This window comes from Brucella sp. GW823-FHT04E01 (genome assembly GCF_058796175.1).
In genome coordinates this window covers 157,857-180,535 of the sequence record NZ_JBXAIK010000007.1, presented here as the reverse complement: position 1 = coordinate 180,535, position 22,679 = coordinate 157,857, and the positions used below count along the sequence as shown (strand labels likewise).

The following is a 22,679-nucleotide window of genomic DNA, read 5'->3' as shown; positions in this document are numbered from 1 at the left end:
GTGGCGAATTTCTAGATAAGAACAGGCAAGAAGTAGTCATCAACTTTGAGCATGTTTTGTCTGTTGAGACCTTCCACCGCCGCTTCAGCCCGCGCAACTGCGTCTTCGGCAGCAGCAAGGATAGCTTCCGCATCGCCGTAGGACAGCAATCGCAACTCGGTGCCGGTATCGATGCAAAGCAGAGCCATACCTGGCATGAGATACTTAGCAGGAACCGGTTGATTGATGTTGGTAACCAGTGCGCGATTAATTGCGCCGGATAGCCGAGCCGCTGTAGGGCAGCGTGGCGGTCTTTCTGGGCTGGTGACAGTCCTCCCTGCCCGACCTTATTCTCGATCATCAGCAGACGCCCGAATTCACCATAGATGCGGAGGTCAGGTTCACCGCTGGTAATTCCCGTTGCGATTGCCTGAGCCTGAGCCATCGGGCCTCTCTTGCTCGCGTTCATGTCTCCCGCCAACAGGAACTGGCGCTGGTACTGTGGCAGTCGGCGCAATGCGGAAACCTGTGCCGCCTGTAATTCCCATTCGAGCGGCAGGGCTGGCTTTGTCGTCACATTGCCAGACTTGGTGCTGATCTTGACGCGGGCGCCGTTGATGCGGACGGTTTGGGTTTTGGTGACGGTTGTCGTCGTAGACAAAGGCGCGCGTGTGCGGCTGCGTGCCATGTGAGCTCCTCGTGTTGATTGCGGTATGCCGTTGGTAGCGGCAAGAGGAGTGTGGAATGTTGCTCTGCTCCCTTAAAACTGGACCGTTTATATTGAGAGTTTTCCGCGCTATTTTCCTGGCTGGGAGAAGGAGTGGAAGGCATGAAAGCATCGAAGTTTTCGGACGCTCAGAAGGTGTTTATTCTCAAGCAGGGAGATGACGGCGTTCCGGTAGCGGAAATCTGTCGCAAGAGCGGGATCAGCCAGGCAACTTATTTCAACTGGAAGAAAAAGTATGCAGGTCTGCTGCCTGATGAGATACGGCGGCTGCGCGCCTTGGAAGAGGAAAATACGCGGCTGAAGAGGATTGTTGCAGACCTCACGCTTGATCGGGAGATGTTGCAGGATGTGATCCGCCGAAAACTTTAAGGCCTGCGCGGAAACGTGATCTGGTGGCGGGAATGCTTGTTGATTGGGGAATATCGATCCGACGGGCCTGTGCAGCACTAAGCTTCGAAAGATCGACTATCAATTACAAGTCCCGCCGCACCGTGCAGGCCGCTGTTGAGAAGCGGATCAAAGAGATTTGTGAGACCCGTGTGCGATACGGTTACCGTCGCGTACACGTCCTGCTTCGTCGCGAGGGCTGGACCATCAACATGAAGAAAACACGTCGAATATACAATGAGTTAGGACTTCAACTCAGGAATAAACATCCGAAACGTCGTGTCAAGGCCAAGCTGCGTGAGGATCGTCAACAAGCGATCGGGCCGAATGATGTTTGGGCGATGGACTTTGTGCATGATCAGTTGGCAACAGGAAAGAAACTCCGGATTCTGACTATTGTCGATACGCATTCACGCTACTCGCCGGCAACCGATCCGCGCTTCAGTTATCGTGGTGAGGATGTCGTTCAGACACTTGAGAAAGTGTGTCGTCGTGCTGGCTATCCGAAGACAATAAGGGTTGATAATGGAAGTGAGTTTATTTCGCGTGACCTCGATCTGTGGGCCTATGCCAACAAGGTCACGCTGGACTTCTCCCGACCCGGAAAGCCGACGGATAACGGGTTCATCGAAGCCTTCAACAGTAAGCTTCGCGCCGAGTGCCTGAACGCACACTGGTTCTTAACGCTTGAAGATGCGCGCGAAAAGTTGGAGAATTGGCGTCGACACTATAATGAGGATCGTCCTCACTCGGCAATCGGATATAACGTGCCGATTGCCTTGCATAATCCCGATGGCGTCATCAGCCCGCCATTGGCATAAGAGCCGGAAAATTCTAATTCCCGGCGGTCCAATCTTGGGGCTCAGTGCAAAACCCGGAAAATTCCAGCTCTCCGTGGCCCAAAATCGGGGTGCACCTCACAAAACCGCTGGAGCGAACTCAAAACTGGATAAAACTTGGGGGCAAGGTCATCTCAATAAATGTGGTGTTAATGGACAGGCAGAAAACGAGACGTTACCCTGCCATGGGGCAAGGCGCTTTGCGGTCCTCCAGTTACACCATTCACCGGGGGCGTCTTGTTGCCTTCCTCACATCAGGTTGTATTTTGGAAAATCCTAAAATCAGGAAAAGTGCGCACTTCTCAAATTACGAGAACTGCGCCGCGCGCTTTGTGCGTAAGTTTCTATATAAGAACTTTTACGCACCAAAAGCAGCGTGCATTTGCGAACTTCTTTTAGGGTTTTCGAGAAGTGCGCAAAAAAGAGAGGGAGGACGTACCGCCTCCCTCCCGTGTGCGGCCAGAAAACTATGCCTTATTGATTTGGCTTATGGCCAAGTTCGTTAGTTTGTTATTTGTAGCTTTCTCTTGATCCAAAATTTGGGTCAGTAAGGTGTGCGCTTCCGTGTGTCCGAGCTCCTTTGCCCATTCGCGCAGCGAACCGTATCTGGAAATTTCATAATGCTCGACTGCCTGGCAAGCTGCGAGCAAGCCTGCGTCAAGAGCTGTTCCGCTTGCCTCTTCAATCAAGCCGTCGGCTTCCTTGATCAGCCCTTCGATAGCATCGCATTTCTCGGCAGTAGGCTTTAGCTTGAGAGACTTAAATACCTCATTCAGGATCGTGATCTGCCCCTTGGTTTCTTCGAGATGTTCCTCAGCGGCTTGCTTAAGTTTGGCACTTTTGGCCGCCTTGGCGACTTTCGGGAGAGCCTTCGTAATGGCATTCTCTGCGTAATAAATGTCCTGCAATGTATGCTCGAAAATATCAGACAAAGTTTTCATGATCGTCCTCCTGGTTGGAAAAGCGAAACGAACCATTTGCTGATATGTTCCTTATTATAAGTCCACAACTTGAGCGAGAACCTGCTGTATTAGTTAAGCTGGCCTATTGAACGCGGCGATAGCAGGCTGTATTTTTTGCGGGTTTCCGCCTTTTTCCCACTAAGGACCGTTTATGATTGCTGCCTATGTTTCATCGGCTGCCGTTGCTTCAGGCGTCTATCTCTTATTGAGACGGAGCCCTAGGAGAACGCGTATCACCGTCTCAGCATCCGTATTCTTGTTCCTTTGCGCAATTTTCAGCGTTTGGTTCATTAATACAGGGGGAACATACGGCATCATGGGTAAGAACGGCATCACACCGGATTGGTCGCAGCAATAAAAAAGCGGAGCCGCAACCCCGCATTTCAAACCTTCGCACTAACTAACTAGCCTTCCGAAACTAGAACTTCGCACCAACCCGCAGTGCAATCGCGTGGTCTCGCGCACCGGATCCACCAGAGCCGGTTCGATACTCGACGCCTGTAGTCCAGGCATTATCGAAGCTGAAATCAAGCGACAGGCCCACATTGGCGCTATCGCTGCTTTCGCCTTCAACATCGAGTGCATAGGGAAGCCCGCCAAGCGCGCTATATCCCATAGCGGCCCGGCTGGAGCCCTGAAAATCATGAGCATATTCGGCGCGGACACCGGGGGTCAGACGCCCCCATGTGTAGTCGATGGAGTAATTGGCGCGCAAACCAACCACACCCGTGACAGTGTCCACGGTCTGATCGCCATAGGTCAGCCGATAGATGCTGTCTCCGCCTTCGCCATAGCCATCGAGCCAGGAGCGCGACATTTCCAACCGGCCATAGGGTGAAACCAGCCACGTTTCCTGACGAAATTCGTAAGCTGCCGTCAGAGACCCGAACATCTGGCTGCCGTCGCGTTTGCCGTCGGTCAAACTTCCGTCTGTCGTGATGAAACGGGTGGAATCAAAATCCAGAATGCTGCCGCCCAACAGCGCATCGATAAAGAAATTGTCGAGCGGTTTGAAGCTACCATAGACCGCAGCGCTGTAAGCATTGGCGCGGCTTTCCGTTCCGTTTTCACTAATATCTGTGCGATCCCGCCCATATCCGACACCGAAGCCCGCCACGAAGCGTTCCGAGAACCGGTAGTCGATGCCGCCACTCACGCCGACAAGCGTATAGTCCAGATCGAGCTTGCCGCTATCGCGCTGACCGAAGTTCACAAAGCCGCTGCTCCAAAATGCGAATGGTCCAAGGTCTGGGTCTATGGACGGCGCAGCCTGCGCCGGGTCTTTCAAGCCTATAGCCTTGCCCGGAAAGCTATCGCGCCTTTCGGGAGCGTAGCCAAGAGCTGAAATCCCTGCCGACGGTGCTGACGAAGAGGGATTGGTCGGGTCTTCCGGTTGCTGTGCGGTCGATGGACTGCCAAGTCGCACGCCGAGGCTGGACTTTCGCCGGTCGCCTTCATCATGCAACTGCTCAAGCCGGTTTTGGAAATTCCGGTTTTGAACCTGCGCAAAGCGTCGTGCGGCACTTGTCTGCGCGCTCAACAAGCCGATCACTTCGGGATCAAGCGTCGGGTCGGGGAAAACCATGGTCGCACGGTTGACCACAACCGTGTAGCTGCGATTGGCCCCACTTGGCGCAGTCACAACAATCGAAACCGTGTTCGCACCAATAGTCAGCCCTATGGGAGCACTAGAACTTCCAGAAGCAATGCTGCTCCCTGCAACGGTTACGCGAGCGGAAGGCTCGGAAACCGTTGGGGCGAAGGTTATGCTCTCGACCGTGTTTTCAACATTGAGAGAATAGCTGAGTGTCTCTTTGTCAAATGCCGGGTCCAGCGAGCCAACACTGGGAACGATGCCAGCAAGCGTTGCATCCGCTGACGCAGCTCTGGTGACATTTACCGTATAGCTGCGCGTTGTTCCATTTTGCGCGGTGACGACAACCGTCAGGGTTGTCGTGGCGATGCCGAGTGGAAGCGCACTGCTCGCGCTACCGGATGCAACGGCTGCTCCGTTGACCGTGATGGTTGCCGTAGGATCAGCAGAAGTGGGCGTCAACTGTAACGACGATGTTTCGGTTGGAACCGCCAGCGCGTAAGTCGTCGCGCTCGGCGAAAATGCCGGGTCAAGAGATCCAGCGCTCGGAACAAGGCCCGCCAGTTCGGCATTGCCGGACTGCGCGCGAATGACATTGACCGTATAGCTCTTCGTGGTCGTTCCATCCTGCGCGGTTACAGTCGTGGTAACCGTGTTGCTCCCCACCACCAATGGGATTGCAGCACTGGACGTTCCATTGGGCGTTGAAGCCCCGTTGACGGTAATAACTGTTGCGTTGGTATCTGCAAGCGATGGTATGAACGAAATGTTCTCCACATCGTTTGCGACATTCAACGTGTATGAGTTTGTGTTGGGAGCAAAAGCCGGCGCTAAAGTACCTGTGCTGGGTATGAGGTTCTGCAAGTCCGGGTTTGGTAAGGGATCAAGTATTAGGTTCAGTGCATTGGAACTGAAGTTGCCGTTTCCTGCCACGTTGACGACAGACCCAGCTCGTATCCTCAAGGTCGTAACGCCAGACCCAGACATTGTAACGACAAAGGTATATGTTATGTTGTCGTTAGTCGCCAATGAGTGCATGGTGCCATTGATCGCTCCGGCAGAAGAAATATCGAAATCGCCGAAAGTGAATCCCGTTACCGGCTCAGAGAATGTAACTGTTACATTTTTGATGGCGTCAAACTGTGTTGACGAAGTTGAAAGCGTAACTGTAGGTCTCGCAGTGTAGACCAATACTCCAGACGTGACCCCGACATTATTGAGAGTTAATGCCGCTGAATCATTCGCGCTATTACTAATGGACCCGCCGTTGGCCGCAAGTGCACCAATTGCAATTCCGTTTGTATCCATGTCACCGGGCTGAATCGTATAGGAAAAAGTGAGGATGTTTGAACCTCTGCCGCCCTTATATTCCGCATGCTTGGTGTCTGACCCGATAGTAATTGATAATGACGGGGTGCCAGTTACATATACGGGTTGATCAAATATCACCGCGAAATTCAGATTTGAGCCCGCGTTGTAATATCCACTCGCAGGAACAGTAACTGACGATACTCTTGGCTCGGCGGCTAAAATCGTGAGATGGGCCGTGTTTTCGGAGTACTCGTTGCTGTCATCCGTGGCCCGGAAAACAAAGGAATCGTCACCTACAAAGCCAGCATTGGGCGTATAAGTAAAATTGCCGTCGCCATTAAGCACCATAGTACCAGAGACTGGGGCTGTCACTAAACTGAATAAAATTTTATTCCCTGTAGCCGTAAGATTACCAGATATCCATTTATTCTTCGAACCACTAAAGTATTGAGGCGAAGTCACAGGAGCGGAATAGGCGCTTTCCTGAGATAAGAGCAGCCCCAATACTCCTAAAAAAGCAATTAAATAGTGGCGCCATCTACAAACGCCAAACGCGCCCCTTATCCCCATTGCCCGCACATGCCCCCTGCTATAGCGATTAAATATAGTTTTATTGTCACTAAAAGAGATGAGCGACAAGAGGTTTACTGGATAAATAAAAGCAAAAAAGAAATACGGTATTTGCCGTATTTCTTAAACCACTCTCACAAAGGACGTCGTTTTCCGCTGTATCGGATCGCGCTCCTCGACCTTCGCCCAGAAGCCTTCCTTGAATAGCGACCTTGTAATGGGGCTGGTCCGCTTCTTCTGTACCTCGTCGTCTATGTCCAGCCCAAGCGCATATGCCACGGCGTGACCAACCCAGTCTTTAACCTGCGGCGCCTGCTTATACATGCCGCCGTTTATAGCACCACGGATTGCATCTTTCTGCTCATCAGTAAGCCCTTCAGCCACTTCCTCGCTGGACGGCCAATGCCATTCCGTCACTACCGGCGCATGGTCCTGCGGCTGGGTTAGCCCTCGCCCATTACCCAAAGCGACGCTTTCGATGTGGCGTCAGTCTAGGCGGTGCGACAGCGGCGTAATATTCGACTTGCCGTAAGTGATCGGGAAGTAGCCAAACCTATCCATACCGGGAATGCCGGCCTCATTGGCCTGTCCTTCGGACATACGGTTATCTCTGATGAAAAATATGGCGCCTCACCGATACCAATACGTTCAGAAACAAACGACCAGAACACGGGCGTGTTGTCTGGTACTTCCGTATTGGCGATGGACCGCGCACGCGAATAAAGGTGAATATGGTTCTCCAGAATTCATTGTTCACTGGCGTTCACTCATGGGGGGACAAGATATGGCAATTGCCAGCCCGCCATCGAAATTTACACTTCAGTGGCTTGTGAAAAAATATGAAGTTTCTGCAGCGTTTAAGGCGCTAGCGCCAAGCACTCAGCGCACGCGGTCCAATATCCTGAAAGCAGTTTGCGAAACAGGCGGCAAAATGCTGGTTTCTCAGGTCACGCGCAATACCATCGCTGCCGGGCGCGACAGGCGCGCCGACACCCCACTCGCCGCAATAAATTTCATGAAGGTAATGGGTTACCTTTTCGAATGGGCGGTGGATGCAGGATATGCCCGCGCCAATCCGGTTAGGGACGTGAAGCGACCGAAAGCGAAGGCTATAGGTCATACACCTTGGACATATGAAGACGTTTCCAAGTTCTACGACAAGCACATGCCGGGAACGTTGGCGGGCCTCGCGATGGATTTGCTTCTGTTTACAGGCCTGCGTCGATCAGACGTTTATCGCCTTGGCCCGCAACACATCCGTAATGCTGTGGTCGAGCTTAGGGCGCAGAAAAACGATGAGCCGCTTTTCATCCCGGTACACCCTAGCCTTCAGAAGTCGATAGATGCTTGCTCGATAAGCCACATGGCGTTCCTGACTACGCCAGTACAAGGACGACCATTCAAGAGGGAATCATCTTTCGGCAACTGGTTTGCTGAAGTGTGCGACGAGGCGGGAGTATCAGGGCGCGCCCACGGCTTACGCAAACTACTGGCCCAGATCGTGGCGGAAAGCGGAGGCAGCAATGCCGAACTGAAGGCGCTTTTCGGCTGGACGACCGATGCCATGGCGGTGCATTACATAAAGAATGCGAACGCAAAAAAGCTGGCTCAATTCGGCGCGAAGAAACTAAAGAAGAACATGCCATCCCCTCTCCTAGAAACCAAAGCCCCACACCTTAAAAAAGTTGAGCTTTTTCAGTCGGTTATAAGAGGAGAACTGTCATGTGACACGATATTTGGCCTTTGGGTTCAGTATAACCCATTGAGAATCCTAAGGTCAAATTCTGCCAGTTCCAGTTTGATTGCCTTTTTTGCCACGATATTTTACCCGTCATATTCTTAAGTGTCGCAAGTCTTGGGATTTTCGCGACGGCTTGACGAATCGGCACTTGACCTACAATGTTCTCTCGGCGTGGCCTGCGCCCAACCTCCTAGACCTTCCCCAGCATGGTCTTGAACGGAGGCAAAGGGACTTCCGTCTCGGGCCGCTTGTCTTGGTCCGATCGTGCCGGATGGGTTGCTGGGGAACTGTGTCCGGGACGTGAAAGGCCAGATCATGACCCAAAACGGAAATCTTAAGCGCCGTGTGCGTGCCCGTGCTGCCAAAACCGGCGAATCTTACACGGCAGCTCTCCAACATATCCGCCAACCTCCGGACGAGCCTGCGATCCGTTCAATACGGATGGCGGTAGCCCAAACATCCCTTTTCAATGATCCGCGTGACGTTGCGGCGCTTCATGCCAGTGGAGCGGAGATGCGCCGCCTTATGCGTGACGCCCATAAGGCCGGGGCTCGCCTCTTACATTTCCCGGAAGGGACAACCTGCTGGCCACATAAACGGATCATGTCCGAAATCGGACCGAGCGAAATCGGCCCGTCCGATTGGACGCGCTTCGAATGGGGTGTTTTGCGTGAGGAACTGGAAGCGACCAGAGGACTTGCGAGCGAGCTTAAACTTTGGACGATATTCGGCTCTGTTCATGAGCTGTCCTCGCCGCATCGGCCGCACAACAGCCTGTATGTCGTTTCCGATCGTGGGGAACTGGTGACGCGCTACGATGAGCGCCTGCTATCCAACACGAAAATCTCGTTTATGTACTCGCCGGGGAAGACACCCGTGACTTTTGAGGTGGACGGTTTCCGTTTCGGCTGTGCGGTCGGCATGGAAGCGCACTATCCCGAAATATTCATCGAATACGAGCAGCTTAATGTCGATTGCGTACTGTTCTCGACAGCAGGAGAAACCGCTTCTGGTGCTCCGGCATTTGCTGCTGAGGTATTGGGGCATGCTGCAAGCAATACCTTTTGGGTCAGCTTTTCAACTCTCGCACCCCAGAGCACGGCTGCTCCTTCGGGCATTGCTTCGGTGGATGGTCAGTGGGCAGCGCAGTGCCCTATGAACGGGTTACCCGCTATCGCTGTCGCGGATATCAAAACCAACCCGGAGGGTCTTGCGCGGCCGTGGCGGAGAAAAGCTCGCAGCGATCTCTACACTCCTCACCACATAGAAGGTGATCCAAGAAGTGATGGCAGAAACCTATTTTAGCTGATCATCAATGATCGGGGCCGGCCTTCGGCCCCGACAACATGTTCATGTCGCGGAAATCCAAAGTTTCGCGACAAAATCGGCGGCACCGAATTTTTCAGGGAAAATTCTGTCGCAAAAGACGTGTGCAAAAGTCAGGCTTGCGGGACTTACTTTTGCACACGTCGCGGCCCGGAATCCGGGCCGCTGCGAACGTGATGCAGGTTTCAGGAATTGCCCGACAAAGTCATTAGCTCGAAAATTCTATTGGTTTCATCCTCGTTCCGAATCGATCCCACCGACCCCTGACAAAGCACGAGATCGCTTTTTGGTCCGCATCGTGATCGTGAAAGCCAGTGAGCGTTATACCTAGCGGGAGGAAGACGATGAAGCCGGCCACCTCAAATGTATCGGCCCTGCCGCTGTGTGCCCATAGCATTTCAAGTACGTCTTTCTCGGAGGACAGAAACAGATCTTCTGATCCGTATTTTACTGGCTCGCTGGCGTCTGGTGAAAAGCTGATTTCAACCAATGAATTTTGCTCGAAGATGACTACAGGCCTATCGGGTCCAAATAGGTAGCGGGCCGCATTCGGGGGGCTGCGCTTGATCACAGGATGCGTTCCCATGATGCCCTCAACCTCTGGCGGGGACATTCCAAACCGCAAAGGACCTGCTCCACCATACCCATCAATTTGCCAAACCATCAACGAACCTTAACTGGCCAGAAGCGGCCATTCCGAATCCTTTTCCTGTCGCAAAATTTCCACAACCTGCGACACGCTCTGCCATCGTAACATGTTCGATTTGTAATGCTTCGATCAACCCGGTGAGCGAAGGGAACGGGATCGGAAGTCGACCGTGGACGAAATCTATACGCTGAGTTTGCGTTGCAGTTTCGGACCGACGCAGAGGGAATGATCGTTGAGAAAGGTCAGAGATGCTGACCCAAGGGCAACATAGTGGCCAAAAAAGGCCAAATATCGTGTCATTCGACAAGAACGAAAGAGTGGTGATCCCGACAGGATTCGAACCTGTGACATTCAGCTTAGAAGGCTGACGCTCTATCCAACTGAGCTACGGGACCTCTCCTTTCGAAAAAGATCGAAGATATTTCAATTTGCACAGGGCTTTGCCAGCAAAGCCCTGCCGAATTATCGCATTGCCCGGCCTGAAACAAGTGTCAGGCTAAACAGGCAATCAATGCACCTCAATGCGTCCAGGGCATCGTCCGGTCGAAGCGGAAATTGTCCGAGTAGGAAACCTTGCGGCGCTTCGGCTCATTCGGTTCCGTAATGCGATAGGCGATGCCATTGCGCTTTGCATAATCGACTGCTTCTTCCTGCGTGGCGAAGAACAGACGAATCTGGCTCTTCATATCACCTGAAGAAGTGTAGCCCATCAAAGGCTCGACCATACGCGGGCTTTCCGGTTCATATTCCAGAAGCCATTGGTCTGTCTTAGCCTGACCGGACTGCATTGCCGTCTTAGCTGGACGGTAAATACGTGCAACCATTTGAAGAACCCTGAACTACTCTCTTGCCCCGCTGGGGGAGCTGAAAATCCACCAAGCCAATAGTTTACACGGGAATGCATGTCAACGCGATAAAGACGCACGCCACAGCCTGTGCCGGGGCGTTCATATATCGACCATTTCAAATCTTGGGGAAGATGGTCGGAGCGGCAGGATTCGAACCTGCGACCCCCTGATCCCAAATCAGGTGCGCTACCAGACTGCGCTACGCTCCGTCGCTTTCAAGCGGTGCGGCTTCACTAGATAATCCAAAGAGATAAAGCAAGAGGCAAATTTGCCAGTTTGTGTTTTTTCCATTCAATAAAAAAAGGATGACGCATTTTTGTGGTCATCATGTTCTGCGGAACCAAATCACGCGCGCGAACGTTCCCACTTCACCATCAACCAGCTGGAGACTGAATGTGAATAGAAACGGGCTTTATCTGATTATTGGCGCGCTGATTGTCGTGGCTGCGGGTCTTGCGGTTTATGTCTATCGTGAAGAGACTAAACCCGCCGGGATTGAGATGAAAATCGGAGAAGGTGGTGTTTCCATTCAGGAAAACTGAAATCAGCAAGACGTTATAAACATATAAACCGATTAAGATTTCAAACGCTTACGCTTTGTGATGCAACGTTTCGGACTTCGCCATGTTATTTGGGGCACCAGATAAAACGGAGGACCGAAATGGGTATCCAGACTGTTTCCGACGAGCTTTATCGTCGTCATGAACGCGAATGGGCAGAGTTGCGCAACGCAGTTGAAGCAAGCGAAGCCAACCAACGGCAGCAGGAGAAGGCTTCAGGCCAAACCTCTTGCGATGACAAGACGTCTGGGCACCAGTAAGTCTTCACCAATCCACCTTGAAACGCCGCGAAAGCGGCGTTTTTTGTTTCCGCTTCGTCGTTCCAGCCGTTCGCGCCCGATGCTGCGGTAACCAAATGCGAAGGAACAATTGGTAGCGTCTCCCCATCGCGATTCGAAGAGGAGACAGACGATGGCTGCACGGAAACGCACCACCCGCTCGCCCAAGCGCTCCACAAAGCGCTCGGCCAGGTCGTCGGGCAAGTCATCCGGCTCGTCCACTCCCATGCTCGCGCTTGCCGCAATCCTCGGCCTTGGTGCTTTCAGCCTGTGGGCAACCTCGCAGCACAAGAGCCCGCAAGCCGCGATCACAGCCCTGTTCCAGCGCCCCGCTTCCAAGCCGAACACACAGTCATCTGCGAGAGCCGAGCCAAAGGCGACCGTCACCAGCAAAGCACCCGAGAACAAGGCCCCCGAGAACAAGGCGTGGTCGAAGGATTATGGCGCTGCCGTCGGCCCTGTGCCGCGTCCATCGGCGCCCGTTATGGCACCCGCACCGCAAAAGCCGGTACAGCAGGCAGCAATCCAGACCGCCACCCCGCCCCGCCCCACAAATCAGGTTGTCGTGTCCCCACCAGCCGCTGCACTGCGCTCCATGCCGCCGCGTGGCGTCAACACTCCCGCAAGCTCGCCTTCGGTGATTTATGCCAAGGCGCGACTCACCATCCATAAGAATGCGTGGGACAAGTCGCCATCCATCGGCGTCGTGGAAAAAGGCCGTGAGATGCGCTCCTATGGAAAGACCGGACGCTGGCATCGCGTGATCGTCCCGAAGACGAACATGATCGGCTGGGTGCATGAAGATCAGCTTATCGGTGGACGCAACAAGCCTGACAGTGCAAGCCTTATCACCGGCTCGATTGCCAGGAAGACGCAAACTGCAACGGCAGCCGCACCAAAACAGGCTCCAAATCCAGCGCATTCACGCATGGAGCCGCCCAAAGCTGTCGGCCAGAAAAACTAGAGCTGCTCCGGTTAAAACGGAACCGCTCTATCTCTTTGTTTTTACGCTTGTCTTTATCCCAAAAACCGGTTCCCACTTTTGGGAGACATGCTCTAATCCAGACCACGCGCCATTGCTTCGAGCTGCCGATCGCCCGGCAGATAATCGAATCCTGCTTCAATCAGTGATGAACTGTCTGCGACCAGATCACCATAAAGCTGGTCGTAGAGACCGCTTTTGCCCGCTGCCGATAGCAGGAGCCGCATGAAGACCGGTGGAACGGGTACAAGACGCAAAGGCTTTCCCAAGGCAGCACGCAGCTTCGTCACGAGTTCTTTTGTGGAGCGCGGTTGCGGCTCAGCAAGATGAAACACCCGCCCGGCAACCTTTTCGGCAGGCGCCACGCTTAAAAATGTCAGCGCATGGGCGACGTTTTCAAGCGACACGAAACTGCGCCTGTTGTCTGCCAGACCGAACGGCAACGGCAATCCGCTGTTGCAGAGCTTCATCAAGGCTTTCAGGTTCGCCCGCGCTCCGGGACCGTAAACGAGAACCGGGCGCGCGATGACGATCTCGATCCCGTTGATTTCGCGCAGATCGGCTTCCGCCTTCGCCTTGGCACGGCCGTAATCATCACGCGGCTTCAGTGGCATGTCCGGCCTCAGCGGCGATGGGTTTCCCACAATCGTATAGATCGTGGATACAAACACGAAGCGCTTTACGCCGGCGGCTTTTGCCTTGGTGGCGAGTTCCACGGCCAGTCGATGATTGACCGCATTGAATGTATCGGCATCCGGTCGTTCTGCGCCAGTGCGGTGAGCAAGTGCTGCACAATGAACAACCGTTTCAACACCTGAGAAATCTGGATCAGACAGTTCATTCCGGGACAGAGGCAGGACTTCATGCCCTTCCCCGATTAGCACTTGAGTGAGTGCGCTTCCGATAAAACCACCCGCTCCGGTGACCGCTATCTTCATCCTCAGCGTTCCGGCTGTTCGCTGCCCGCCAGAACCTGAGCGGCAAGCGTGCGCGTGATGCGGCTTTTCTGCTCAAGTGCCGCCCGGTCAAGCTTGTCGACGATCTGGATCGCAGACAGAAGCGAGCGCTCGATCCGGCTCACCAGATAGGCGACGACATGCGGCTCGACGCTTACCTGCCGGTCCGCGAAGAGTTTGTGAATAACGCCGGAAAGCAGCAGATCGTCCGGTTCCGAAATTTCCACGACGGTTGCAGCCTTGAGGCGCGAGGCAAGATCGGGAAGCTTTACGTTCCAGTTGGCTGGCCACAGACGGGAGGTCATGAGCAGGGAAGGCCCAACCCCCTGAGCCGCATTCTGCCGAACGCTGTTGATGAGATGGAAAAGTCCGGTTTCATCGAAAGGCGCAGCACCTATATCGTCGATCAGCACCGGATATTCGGCAGCGCCGTTTACAGCTTCCTCGGTAATGTTCGTGGGGTCTACCAGAAGTGCACCTGTTCCGGCGCGCCAGATTTCCGCCAGATGCGTCTTGCCTGATCCCGTCGGCCCGGCAAGGATCGTGACAGGCGACAGCCAGTTCGGCCAGCGATCGATAAGATCGACAGCGGCACGGTTAGAACCCGTGACGATCATGTCTTCCCGATGATAACCGGGCTGATGCTCAAGATTCAACGGAATCTGGCGCGGTGCCTCACGCATCGCGGCCTCCTGCAAATCCCGTTTCAAACCTTGTCCGGTTACGACCCAATCTCATTTCTCTTTGCCTGCATTCTCGCCTGCCTCGATCAGCGGCCCGGCGTCGGGGTTTGGCTGATGGTAGGCAGGATCATACATCGGTGAATGGAGATAGCTATTCAATGCGAACCGCACAAGCACCCCGACTGCAGCCGCTGCGGGCACTGCCACCAGCATTCCTGTAAAGCCGAACAGCGAGCCGAAGGCAAAAAGAGCGAACATAAGCCAGACCGGATGAAGCCCCACGGACGAGCCGACGAGCTTCGGCTGGAGGATGTTTCCTTCCACAAACTGACCAAGGAAAAACACACCCGCGACGGCACAGATCATGATCCAGTCAGGCCAGAACTGGACCAGCGCCACACCGATGGCGAGCGCCAGACCAACAAAGGAACCGATATAGGGAATAAAGCTGATGAGACCGGCAAAAAAGCCGATCAACAGGCCGAAATTAAGTCCGGTCAGCGTGAGACCGATGGCGTAATAGGTTCCCAGAATGAGACAGAGCGTTCCCTGCCCGCGAATGAAACCGGCGACGGCGGCATTCATCTCGCGGGCGATGCGGCGCACGGTATGAAGCTGGCGGCGCGGCACCCATGAATCGATGCTGCTGACCATGCGGTCCCAATCCAGAAGCATGTAGAATGCAACCACCGGAGTGACGACGAAAAGCCCCGCAATATCGATCAGCGATTTCCCCGAATTCCACAGGGATTGAAGCAAGGTCGACATGAACCCGGCGCCCTGCTGGAGCAGAGAACTCAGATTCTGCTGAATGACCGAACTGTCAATACCGATATATTTCTTCAGCCATTGCGAATCTTCGTTTGCCAGAAGCGACTGAAGTTGTGTGATGTAGTCTGGAATTTTAGAAATGAAGTCAGCTAGCTGGGTTGCCAAGATCGGCACAATAATCATCAGGCCGACTACCAGCGCCATCAGGAAGATGAGCAGGATGACGATTGTGGCCGTAAGCCGGGACAAGCCGAAACGTTCCAGCCTGTCTGCGACAGGGTCGAGGAAATAGGCCAGCGCCATGCCCGCAACAAAAGGCAACAGCACTGAACTGAATACGATCAGGAACAGAACGAAGACCGCGACGGTCCCCACCCAGAACATCGCCTGACGGCGCACCGAAGAGCCGGTCAGCGCGCCGACTTCCACATTGACGTGGATATCACCATCCCGAACTGTCGCTTCCGACTGACGGATCGTTCGGCTGGCGCTCGTGCGCGTGGGTGTCGGTTTCTTGACCATGTGCATCTATTTCCAGGAAACGAATTGGATAGAGCCAGTCCTGATAGCAGAATGGCGTTACGGATATCTTAGTGCGAACGGGAACAAGTTAGAACGGTTACTGAGGATTGCAATGTCTGTGCGAAAAGCCTGACGAAACACAACCTTCTATCGAGTTATGGACGGTGCTTTACGATTTCAGGCAGAATCCTGCACTGTTTCGCTCTTTTCGAGCTTTGTGGCCTTGCAGGCAGCGCCGTCTCGTGCCATTGCGCGCACATTCTCTGTTTATCGCATTTTTCTTGAGCAAAACCGTTACACGCTTTTGCCGAAAATGCATTAAACAGCTGCGTGGATAAGCACCCAATTTCAGGAGCAGGCCATGACCATGGAAAATAAGCCCGCCGATAAGCCTGTTGGCCAGAACGGCCTGACCTATGCGCAGGCTGGTGTCGACATCGATGCCGGGAACCTGATGGTCGAGAAGATCAAGCCGCTCGTGCGCTCCACGCGCCGCCCCGGTGCGGATGGCGAGATCGGCGGTTTTGGCGGGCTGTTCGACCTCAAGGCTGCTGGCTTCAAGGATCCGGTACTCGTTGCCGCCAATGATGGTGTCGGCACCAAGCTGAAGATCGCCATCGATGCCGACAAGCACGACACGGTGGGCATTGATCTTGTTGCCATGTGCGTCAACGATCTCGTCGTTCAGGGTGCTGAACCGCTTTTCTTCCTCGACTATTTTGCGACCGGCAAGCTTTCGCCGGATCAGGGTGTCGATATCGTTGCGGGTATCGCAGAAGGATGCCGACAAGCCGGTAGCGCACTGATAGGCGGTGAAACCGCTGAAATGCCCGGCATGTATCGCGACGGCGATTATGATCTTGCCGGTTTCGCGGTTGGTGCGGCTGAACGCGACCGTCTGCTGCCGCGTGGCGATATCGCCGAAGGTGATGTCATACTCGGCCTTGCTTCGTCCGGTGTTCATTCCAACGGATTTTCACTGGTACGCCGAATCGTTGAACTCTCCGGCCTCGGCTGGAAGTCCGATGCCCCGTTCCAGCCGGGCGCAACACTCGGTGAAGCGCTGCTCACCCCAACACGCATTTATGTGAAGCCTCTTCTTGCCGCAATCCGCGCTTCAGACGGTATCAAGGCGCTGGCCCACATCACCGGCGGCGGTTTTCCCGACAATATTCCGCGCGTCCTGCCGGAAGGTCTCGCTGCCGAAATCGATCTTACGTCGATTTCCGTTCCGGCGGTCTTCTCCTGGCTTGCCAAGACGGGCGACGTCGAGCCGAACGAAATGCTGCGCACATTCAATTGCGGCATCGGCATGATTGCCGTCGTGAAGCCTGAAAAGGTCGAGGAAGTCGTGGCTGCCCTTGCCGCTGAAGGCGAAAAGGTTGTCACGCTCGGCCAGATGGTGAAGCGTGAAAAGGACGGCGTCGTCTACAAAGGCACGCTTTCGCTATGAGCCGCAAGCGGGTCGTCATCTTCATTTCGGGCGGCGGCTCCAATATGGAGGCGCTGATCCGCGCTGCGCAAGCCGCCGATTTTCCGGCGGAAGTGGTGGCGGTCTTTTCCGACAAGGAAGAAGCTGGTGGCCTTGCCAAAGCAAAGGCTGCCGGTATTGCGACACAGGTTTTCAAGCGCAAGGACTTTGCCTCGAAGGATGAGCATGAAGATGCCATTCTGGACGCGCTCGCCGCGTTGAAACCGGATATGATCTGCCTTGCTGGCTATATGCGCCTCTTGTCGGGCCGCTTCATTGCTCCCTATGAAGGCCGCATCCTCAACATTCATCCTTCCCTGCTCCCGCTTTTCCCTGGACTGCATACCCATCAGCGCGCGCTGGATGCGGGCATGAAAGTCGCAGGCTGTACCGTTCATCTGGTCACGGAAGAGATGGATGAAGGTCCGATTCTGGCCCAGGCGGCGGTGCCGGTACATGTTGGCGACGATGCCGAAGCGCTCGCAGCCCGCGTTCTCAAAGCCGAGCATCAACTTTATGCATTGGCTCTTCGCAAATTTGCCGATGAGCAAAACGGCCAGCCGGATATGGCCGATGCGATGGTTTTGAGCGCCTGATGGCGCTCTTTCCATGTTCAACCGCGGCAAATTAATCACAGACGAAGTTTTTTGTTAATAAAACTTTAATTTCCCGCAAAAAGCTCTAATTCCCCTTCGTAACGGAACTTGCTTCGGCAAATCTCGTTAAGGGACGTGTAAGCGTCTCTTTCAATGTGTGTTTTAGAAGAGGACAAGGACATGTCTCTCCGTTTTTCGACTTCCTTCCTTTCGGCAATGGCCGTCATTTCAGGCATTGCGGTCACGGCTCCAGCCATTGCTGCCGACTACGTAGCTCCTCCCGCTTCGGGTCGCACCCAGCCGCGCTCGGAAGTCGGCACGCTGTCCTGCGATATCTCCCCTGCCATCGGCGTCATCATCGGCAGCCAGCAGGATGTGGACTGCGTATTCAGCCCAGCCCGTGGACGTGGTCCGGCTGAGCGTTATACAGGGACGATTACCAAGCTCGGTATCGATGTCGGCTTCATCAATGGCGGTCGTGTCGCCTGGGCTGTGTGGGCTCCGACCGTTCGTCCCGAAGGCGCTCTTCAGGGCCGTTATGTCGGCGCATCTGCCAATGCCGCGATCGGCGTCGGCTTCGGCACCAACATCCTGACCGGCGGTTCGTGGAAGACGATTTCGCTTCAGCCGATCTCGCTTCAGGGCCAGCGTGGCCTGAATGCAGCTGTGGGCGTTTCCAAGCTGAAGCTGCGTTACGCTGGCTAACGAGCAGCGCGAATAAACAACAACGCCGGGCGCATATATAGTTTATATATGCGCCCGGCGTTGTTGGATAAATATTTATGAGTTTATTTTTCGAATCCAGATCTTGGTATCGTGCACCGCCAGCCCGCCATAGGGTGCGGCAGGTTCAGCGCCGATCAATATATTGATCCCCTCGCCGCGCTCGAATGTCGAATTCGGGAAAATGCCCTCCGACACCGCGACACCACGCTTTTGCCCGGCACGCAGCGCGGCATGAAGCACCAGCTCGCCACGATGATTGCCTATCTCGATCCGCTCGCCATTCTCGATGCCAAGCTCAGCCGCGTCATCAGGATGAATAAGCAATTCTGGCCGGATTTCCTTGGCGAGCGATGTCGGCGTCTCGGCAAAGGTCGAATTCAGGAAGTTATGCGCCGGTGAGGTCGTCATGCGGAAGGGATGCTCGGCATCCGCCGTTTCGATCACTTCCCAATGGTCTGGAAACTCCGGTATCGACTGGAAGGGCCCCTGCAGCCCCATGATTTCCGGCGGCTTGTTCGGCGACGGGCTTCCAGTCCAGTCGGGTCGGAAGCGGAATTTGCCATCCGGCCATTTGAAACCATTGATATAATGCGCTTCTTCGAAGGGCGGCTGCAGATCGACAAAGCGCTTTTCCTTCAATTCGTCGAATTGCGGCAGGTCGCTATTGGCATTCATGTTGTCGATCAGCGTGCGCTCGTCGAGATCAAAACCCGGCAGATGCGCAACGCCGAGACGTTTCGCCAATTCGTTGATAACGAAAATATTCGGGCGCGCATCGGCAAGAGGCTCGATCAGCTTCGGTCCCAGAACCACATGCTGCTGTCCACCGCCGCGATAGATATCATCATGCTCAAGGAATGTCGTCGCAGGCAGGACGACATCGGCCATCTTCGCCGTATCGGTCATGAACTGTTCGTGCACTGCAACGAAAAGATCCTCGCGCGCGAAACCTTTGCGAACCAGCCTCTGTTCCGGCGTCACATTCATCGGGTTGGTGTTCTGGATCAGCATCGCCATGACGGGTGGGCCGCCATAAAGAGCCTCACTGTCACCGGTGAGAATACGACCGATCTTCGACTGATCGAGAAAACGAAGACCTACATCCTGCATGGCGCGACCTTCGATCTCGCGCTTGTCCATCTTGAAGATGCCTGAGTTCGAGTGGAATGCACCACCGCCTTCATAAAGGAAAGCGCCTGTCACACAGGCAATCGAAGAAGCTGCGTGCATGTTCACCGCGCCGTTGCGCTGGCGGGTGAAACCATAGCCGAGACGGAAATAGGTGCGCTTGGTCTTGCCGACGAGATGAGCGAATGCCTCGATCTCTTCGACGGACAGGCCGGTGATGGCGGCTGCCCATTCCGGTGTCCGGGTTTGAAGATGCGCTTCCAGTCCTTTCGGATCATCGGTGTAGCGCTCCAGATAATCCCAGTCTGCAAGGCCATCACGGAACAGCACATGCATGACCGCGCAGGCAAAGGCGCCATCCGTACCCGGTTTCAGCACAATGCCCATATCCGCCTGCCGGACGGTCGCATTGGCGTAAACATCGATGACGACGATCTTTGCGCCGCGTTCCTTTCGCGCCCGAACCGCGTGGGTCATCACATTGACCTGCGTGGCGGCGGCATTGGTGCCCCAGATCACCACCACATCTGCCTTTGCCATTTCACGCGGATCGGGACCGGTCAGGCTTCCTGTTCCCGCAAAATAGCCAGTCCAGGCCATATTGGTACAGAAACTGTCGAACTGGTTGGAATAGCGCTTGGCGAAACGCAGACGATTGATCGAGTCGCGCTGCACCAGCCCCATCGTGCCAGCATAGTAATAGGGCCAGACGCTTTCGCTGCCAAACTCATGCTCGGCTTTCAGGAAGCGCTCGGCAATGAGATCAAGTGCTGCTTCCCATGAAGCTTCCTTCCATTGCCCCGCGCCTTTCGCACCGGCACGAACCAGCGGATGCTTGAGGCGGTCGGGATGATGGACACGCTCGGCATAGCGCGCGACCTTGGCGCAGATGACGCCAGCCGTGTAGCTGTTGTCCTTTGCCCCCCGCACACGCCCTATGGTGCGCTCATCGAGGATTTCGACATCGAGTGCGCAAGTTGACGGACAGTCGTGCGGGCAAGCCGAATGACCTGTTTTGATGTTCGAGATGGGAGCGTGCTGGTTCATGTTACTTTATTATCTCAAGCCACTTCGCACAGAAACGAATTTCTGCCGGAAGATTGTCACTATGACGAAATAAATTTTCACGACAGGCGGAGCGAAATCGCACCAAGAACGATAAGACCGGCAGCGATGAAACGCGGCAAGCCAACCTTTTCCTTCAATACCACAGCCGAGATGAGTACGCCGAAGAGGATAGCCGTTTCGCGAAGCGCCGCCACGACGGCAATCGGAGCCATGGTCATCGCCCAAAGTGCCAATCCGTAAGAACCGAGGGTTCCGACACCGCCAATCATGGCCGGTCGCCAGTGATTGCGCAGATATTGGATAAACCTGTTCGGTTCACGATAAAGAGCCCAGCCTGCCAGCGGCATGGCGTTCATCAGGAATAGCCACAGCGTATAGGAAATCGGTGCGCCCGAGACACGAACACCGAGGCCATCAATGATCGTATAGCTTGCGATGAAGCCCGCATTCGCGAGCGCAAGCAGCGCCGTGCGACTTGAGGCGCCACGATTTCTGCGGCGGGCATCCAGCGCCATCGCAAGAACACCGGAACAGATCAGCACGATCCCAAGCCAGCTTTGCCAGCCCATAACCTCGCCGACCAAGGGGGCACTCACCAACGCCACCAGCAAGGGCGGCGTGCCGCGCATAATCGGATAGGCTTCGCTCATGTCGCCCGATTTATAAGCCGCGGCCACGAGCGACATGTAGAATACCTGCGTGACGGTTGAAGCAACTATGTAGCCCCAGCTTGCCGGGTTCGGCAGTGGCAAGAATGGCAGGATAAAAAGAGCAATCAAACCGGCTGCACCGGTTACACTGGCTGCGCCGAAGAACTTGTCTCCGCTTCCCTTTACAATTGCGTTCCAGCTCGCGTGGAGAAACGCGCCAAAGAGGACGATCAGAAGGACGCCACCAGACATTTCGGGACTCGACTCAAAGCTACAGAGCGGATGATGAAAGTTGTATGTCACATTTGTGACAGGAGAGATATTGCAGGAACGACGCAGACCTGGGTCTTTTTGGATATCACTGCCTCTTGCCGAAAACTGGCCGACATGAAACAAGCGCAACCATGAATTATCGTCACGCCTATCACGCCGGAAATTTTGCGGATGTCGTCAAGCACGTCATCCTGACGCGCCTCGTCGAGTATCTGAAACGCAAGGATCAAGCCTTTCGCGTCATCGACACCCATGCAGGCATTGGCCTCTACGACCTGAAGGGTATCGAAGCAGGCAAAACCGGCGAGTGGACGGGCGGTATCGACCGCATCATGGACGCGGTGAAGAAAGGGCAGATCGAGCAGCCCGCGCTTGAACTTCTGGAGCCCTATCTCGCTGCTGTCCGTGCGGTCAACAACGGTGAAAAGCTTCGCCATTATCCGGGTTCGCCGCTTGTCGTCCGGCATTTGCTGCGCAAGCAGGATCGCCTGTCCGCACTGGAACTGCATCCGCAGGACTCCACCAAGCTGGCGAAACTTTTCGACGGTGATTATCAGGTCCGCGTGACGGAGCTCGACGGCTGGCTTGCGCTGGGCGCCCACCTTCCGCCCAAAGAAAAACGCGGCATGGTTCTGGTTGACCCGCCTTTTGAAAAGGATGGCGAATTCGATCGTCTGGTCGACGGTCTGGCCAAGGCCTACAAGCGCTTCGGCGGCGGCATCTATGCACTGTGGTATCCGGTGAAAGATCGCAAGGAAACAGAACGGTTCACCCGGCAGCTGCGGGAAACCGGCATTCCAAAGATCATGCAGATTGAGCTTGCGATTCGTGCACCGTCCGCTGAACCACGCCTCGATGGCACCGGCATGATTGTCGTTAATCCGCCCTATACACTCGAAAGTGAGATGCAAACCCTGCTTCCCTGCCTTACCAAGCTTCTGGCCGAGGAAAAAGGGAGCAATTTCAGCATCAAGTGGGTGCGCAGCGAGACGGATCGCACTTGACCCGCGCGAATTGCTGACAGAAACTGCGCCTCAACGCTTCGGCTATCACAGATTAGAGCGGGTGCGAGCTCGCAATTT

Annotated in this window: 19 protein-coding genes, 2 tRNA genes and 2 pseudogenes; 10 read left to right on the top strand and 13 right to left on the bottom strand. The window is 54.8% G+C overall.

Annotation, left to right across the window (positions count from 1 at the left end):
* Positions 1–38: 38 nt before the first annotated feature.
* A pseudogene (locus tag AC1RHM_RS22680) lies at positions 39–251 on the bottom strand (hypothetical protein); the annotation flags it as partial.
* 557 nt (positions 252–808) lie between these two features.
* On the opposite strand from AC1RHM_RS22680, the gene AC1RHM_RS22675 reads away from it, so the two are divergent.
* A protein-coding gene (locus tag AC1RHM_RS22675) for an IS3 family transposase (protein ID WP_094514756.1) occupies positions 809–1,914 on the top strand; the annotation gives its coding sequence in 2 pieces (ribosomal slippage) (positions 809–1,070 and positions 1,070–1,914; 1,107 coding nt in all).
* Between the two features lie 485 nt (positions 1,915–2,399).
* Here AC1RHM_RS22675 and AC1RHM_RS22670 read toward each other — a convergent pair.
* The 4 genes and pseudogenes from AC1RHM_RS22670 to AC1RHM_RS22655 all read right to left on the bottom strand — a co-directional run bounded on the left by AC1RHM_RS22670 (position 2,400) and on the right by AC1RHM_RS22655 (position 6,786).
* Positions 2,400–2,873, bottom strand: a complete 474-nt coding sequence (locus AC1RHM_RS22670) for a YciE/YciF ferroxidase family protein (RefSeq protein WP_010661706.1) — start codon at positions 2,871–2,873, stop codon at positions 2,400–2,402.
* A gap of 439 nt (positions 2,874–3,312) precedes the next feature.
* Positions 3,313–5,265 carry an autotransporter domain-containing protein gene (locus AC1RHM_RS22665; protein WP_339460601.1) on the bottom strand — a complete coding sequence of 651 codons (1,953 nt, stop codon included), beginning with the start codon at positions 5,263–5,265 and terminating at the stop codon, positions 3,313–3,315.
* A gap of 180 nt (positions 5,266–5,445) precedes the next feature.
* A pseudogene (locus AC1RHM_RS22660) lies at positions 5,446–6,369 on the bottom strand (Ig-like domain-containing protein); the annotation flags it as partial.
* 123 nt (positions 6,370–6,492) lie between these two features.
* Positions 6,493–6,786, bottom strand: a complete 294-nt coding sequence (locus AC1RHM_RS22655) for a hypothetical protein (protein ID WP_235907512.1) — start codon at positions 6,784–6,786, stop codon at positions 6,493–6,495.
* A 367-nt stretch (positions 6,787–7,153) separates the two neighbouring features.
* On the opposite strand from AC1RHM_RS22655, the gene AC1RHM_RS22650 reads away from it, so the two are divergent.
* Together AC1RHM_RS22650 and AC1RHM_RS22645 are read left to right on the top strand one after the other, a co-directional pair.
* Complete coding sequence (locus AC1RHM_RS22650) at positions 7,154–8,212, top strand: tyrosine-type recombinase/integrase (protein WP_036586111.1); 1,059 nt, start codon at positions 7,154–7,156, stop codon at positions 8,210–8,212.
* Positions 8,213–8,425: 213 nt separating this feature from the next.
* Positions 8,426–9,415: a carbon-nitrogen hydrolase family protein gene (locus tag AC1RHM_RS22645; RefSeq protein ID WP_036585745.1), complete on the top strand. Its 990-nt coding sequence runs from the start codon at positions 8,426–8,428 to the stop codon at positions 9,413–9,415.
* Between the two features lie 988 nt (positions 9,416–10,403).
* Here AC1RHM_RS22645 and AC1RHM_RS22640 read toward each other — a convergent pair.
* From AC1RHM_RS22640 to AC1RHM_RS22630, 3 genes are all read right to left on the bottom strand, one after another.
* A tRNA-Arg gene (locus AC1RHM_RS22640) sits at positions 10,404–10,480 on the bottom strand.
* A gap of 123 nt (positions 10,481–10,603) precedes the next feature.
* The gene (locus AC1RHM_RS22635) at positions 10,604–10,909 is read right to left on the bottom strand and encodes an ETC complex I subunit (RefSeq protein WP_010661699.1); all 306 of its coding nucleotides are present in this window, start codon (positions 10,907–10,909) and stop codon (positions 10,604–10,606) included.
* Positions 10,910–11,065: 156 nt separating this feature from the next.
* Positions 11,066–11,142 (bottom strand) — tRNA-Pro (locus AC1RHM_RS22630).
* Positions 11,143–11,328: 186 nt separating this feature from the next.
* On the opposite strand from AC1RHM_RS22630, the gene AC1RHM_RS22625 reads away from it, so the two are divergent.
* The 3 genes from AC1RHM_RS22625 to AC1RHM_RS22615 all read left to right on the top strand — a co-directional run bounded on the left by AC1RHM_RS22625 (position 11,329) and on the right by AC1RHM_RS22615 (position 12,735).
* Complete coding sequence (locus tag AC1RHM_RS22625) at positions 11,329–11,475, top strand: hypothetical protein (RefSeq protein WP_010661698.1); 147 nt, start codon at positions 11,329–11,331, stop codon at positions 11,473–11,475.
* Between the two features lie 119 nt (positions 11,476–11,594).
* A complete protein-coding gene (locus AC1RHM_RS22620; protein ID WP_010661697.1) occupies positions 11,595–11,753 on the top strand; it encodes a hypothetical protein in 159 nt (52 codons plus the stop codon).
* A gap of 151 nt (positions 11,754–11,904) precedes the next feature.
* Entirely contained in the window at positions 11,905–12,735 is an 831-nt protein-coding gene (locus AC1RHM_RS22615) for a hypothetical protein (RefSeq protein WP_036585749.1), read from the top strand.
* A gap of 92 nt (positions 12,736–12,827) precedes the next feature.
* Here the strand turns inward: AC1RHM_RS22615 and AC1RHM_RS22610 are convergent, their stop codons facing one another.
* Genes AC1RHM_RS22610 through AC1RHM_RS22600 form a run of 3 tightly spaced genes read right to left on the bottom strand, consistent with a single transcriptional unit; the run spans position 12,828 to position 15,685 of the window.
* Positions 12,828–13,691, bottom strand: coding sequence for an NAD-dependent epimerase/dehydratase family protein (locus AC1RHM_RS22610; protein WP_010661695.1), 864 nt, complete (start codon positions 13,689–13,691; stop codon positions 12,828–12,830).
* Between the two features lie 2 nt (positions 13,692–13,693).
* A complete protein-coding gene (hdaA, locus tag AC1RHM_RS22605) occupies positions 13,694–14,392 on the bottom strand; it encodes a DnaA regulatory inactivator HdaA (protein WP_010661694.1) in 699 nt (232 codons plus the stop codon).
* Between the two features lie 51 nt (positions 14,393–14,443).
* Entirely contained in the window at positions 14,444–15,685 is a 1,242-nt protein-coding gene (locus tag AC1RHM_RS22600; RefSeq protein WP_029376318.1) for an AI-2E family transporter, read from the bottom strand.
* A 361-nt stretch (positions 15,686–16,046) separates the two neighbouring features.
* On the opposite strand from AC1RHM_RS22600, the gene purM reads away from it, so the two are divergent.
* The 3 genes from purM (at position 16,047) to AC1RHM_RS22585 (ending at position 18,457) form a co-directional block, all read left to right on the top strand.
* Complete coding sequence (purM, locus tag AC1RHM_RS22595; protein ID WP_151576885.1) at positions 16,047–17,138, top strand: phosphoribosylformylglycinamidine cyclo-ligase; 1,092 nt, start codon at positions 16,047–16,049, stop codon at positions 17,136–17,138.
* Positions 17,135–17,752: a phosphoribosylglycinamide formyltransferase gene (purN, locus tag AC1RHM_RS22590; RefSeq protein WP_029925196.1), complete on the top strand. Its 618-nt coding sequence runs from the start codon at positions 17,135–17,137 to the stop codon at positions 17,750–17,752. Before purM ends, purN begins: the two co-directional genes overlap by 4 nt.
* Before the next feature lie 180 nt (positions 17,753–17,932).
* Complete coding sequence (locus AC1RHM_RS22585; protein ID WP_010661690.1) at positions 17,933–18,457, top strand: DUF992 domain-containing protein; 525 nt, start codon at positions 17,933–17,935, stop codon at positions 18,455–18,457.
* A gap of 75 nt (positions 18,458–18,532) precedes the next feature.
* Here AC1RHM_RS22585 and AC1RHM_RS22580 read toward each other — a convergent pair whose 3' ends face one another.
* Both AC1RHM_RS22580 and AC1RHM_RS22575 read right to left on the bottom strand, forming a co-directional pair.
* Positions 18,533–20,653, bottom strand: coding sequence for a molybdopterin oxidoreductase family protein (locus AC1RHM_RS22580; RefSeq protein WP_036585751.1), 2,121 nt, complete (start codon positions 20,651–20,653; stop codon positions 18,533–18,535).
* Between the two features lie 77 nt (positions 20,654–20,730).
* Positions 20,731–21,576 carry a DMT family transporter gene (locus tag AC1RHM_RS22575; protein ID WP_010661688.1) on the bottom strand — a complete coding sequence of 282 codons (846 nt, stop codon included), beginning with the start codon at positions 21,574–21,576 and terminating at the stop codon, positions 20,731–20,733.
* Between the two features lie 152 nt (positions 21,577–21,728).
* Between AC1RHM_RS22575 and AC1RHM_RS22570 the strand changes: the two genes are divergently transcribed.
* Positions 21,729–22,601, top strand: coding sequence for a 23S rRNA (adenine(2030)-N(6))-methyltransferase RlmJ (locus AC1RHM_RS22570; protein WP_010661687.1), 873 nt, complete (start codon positions 21,729–21,731; stop codon positions 22,599–22,601).
* Positions 22,602–22,679: the final 78 nt, after the last annotated feature.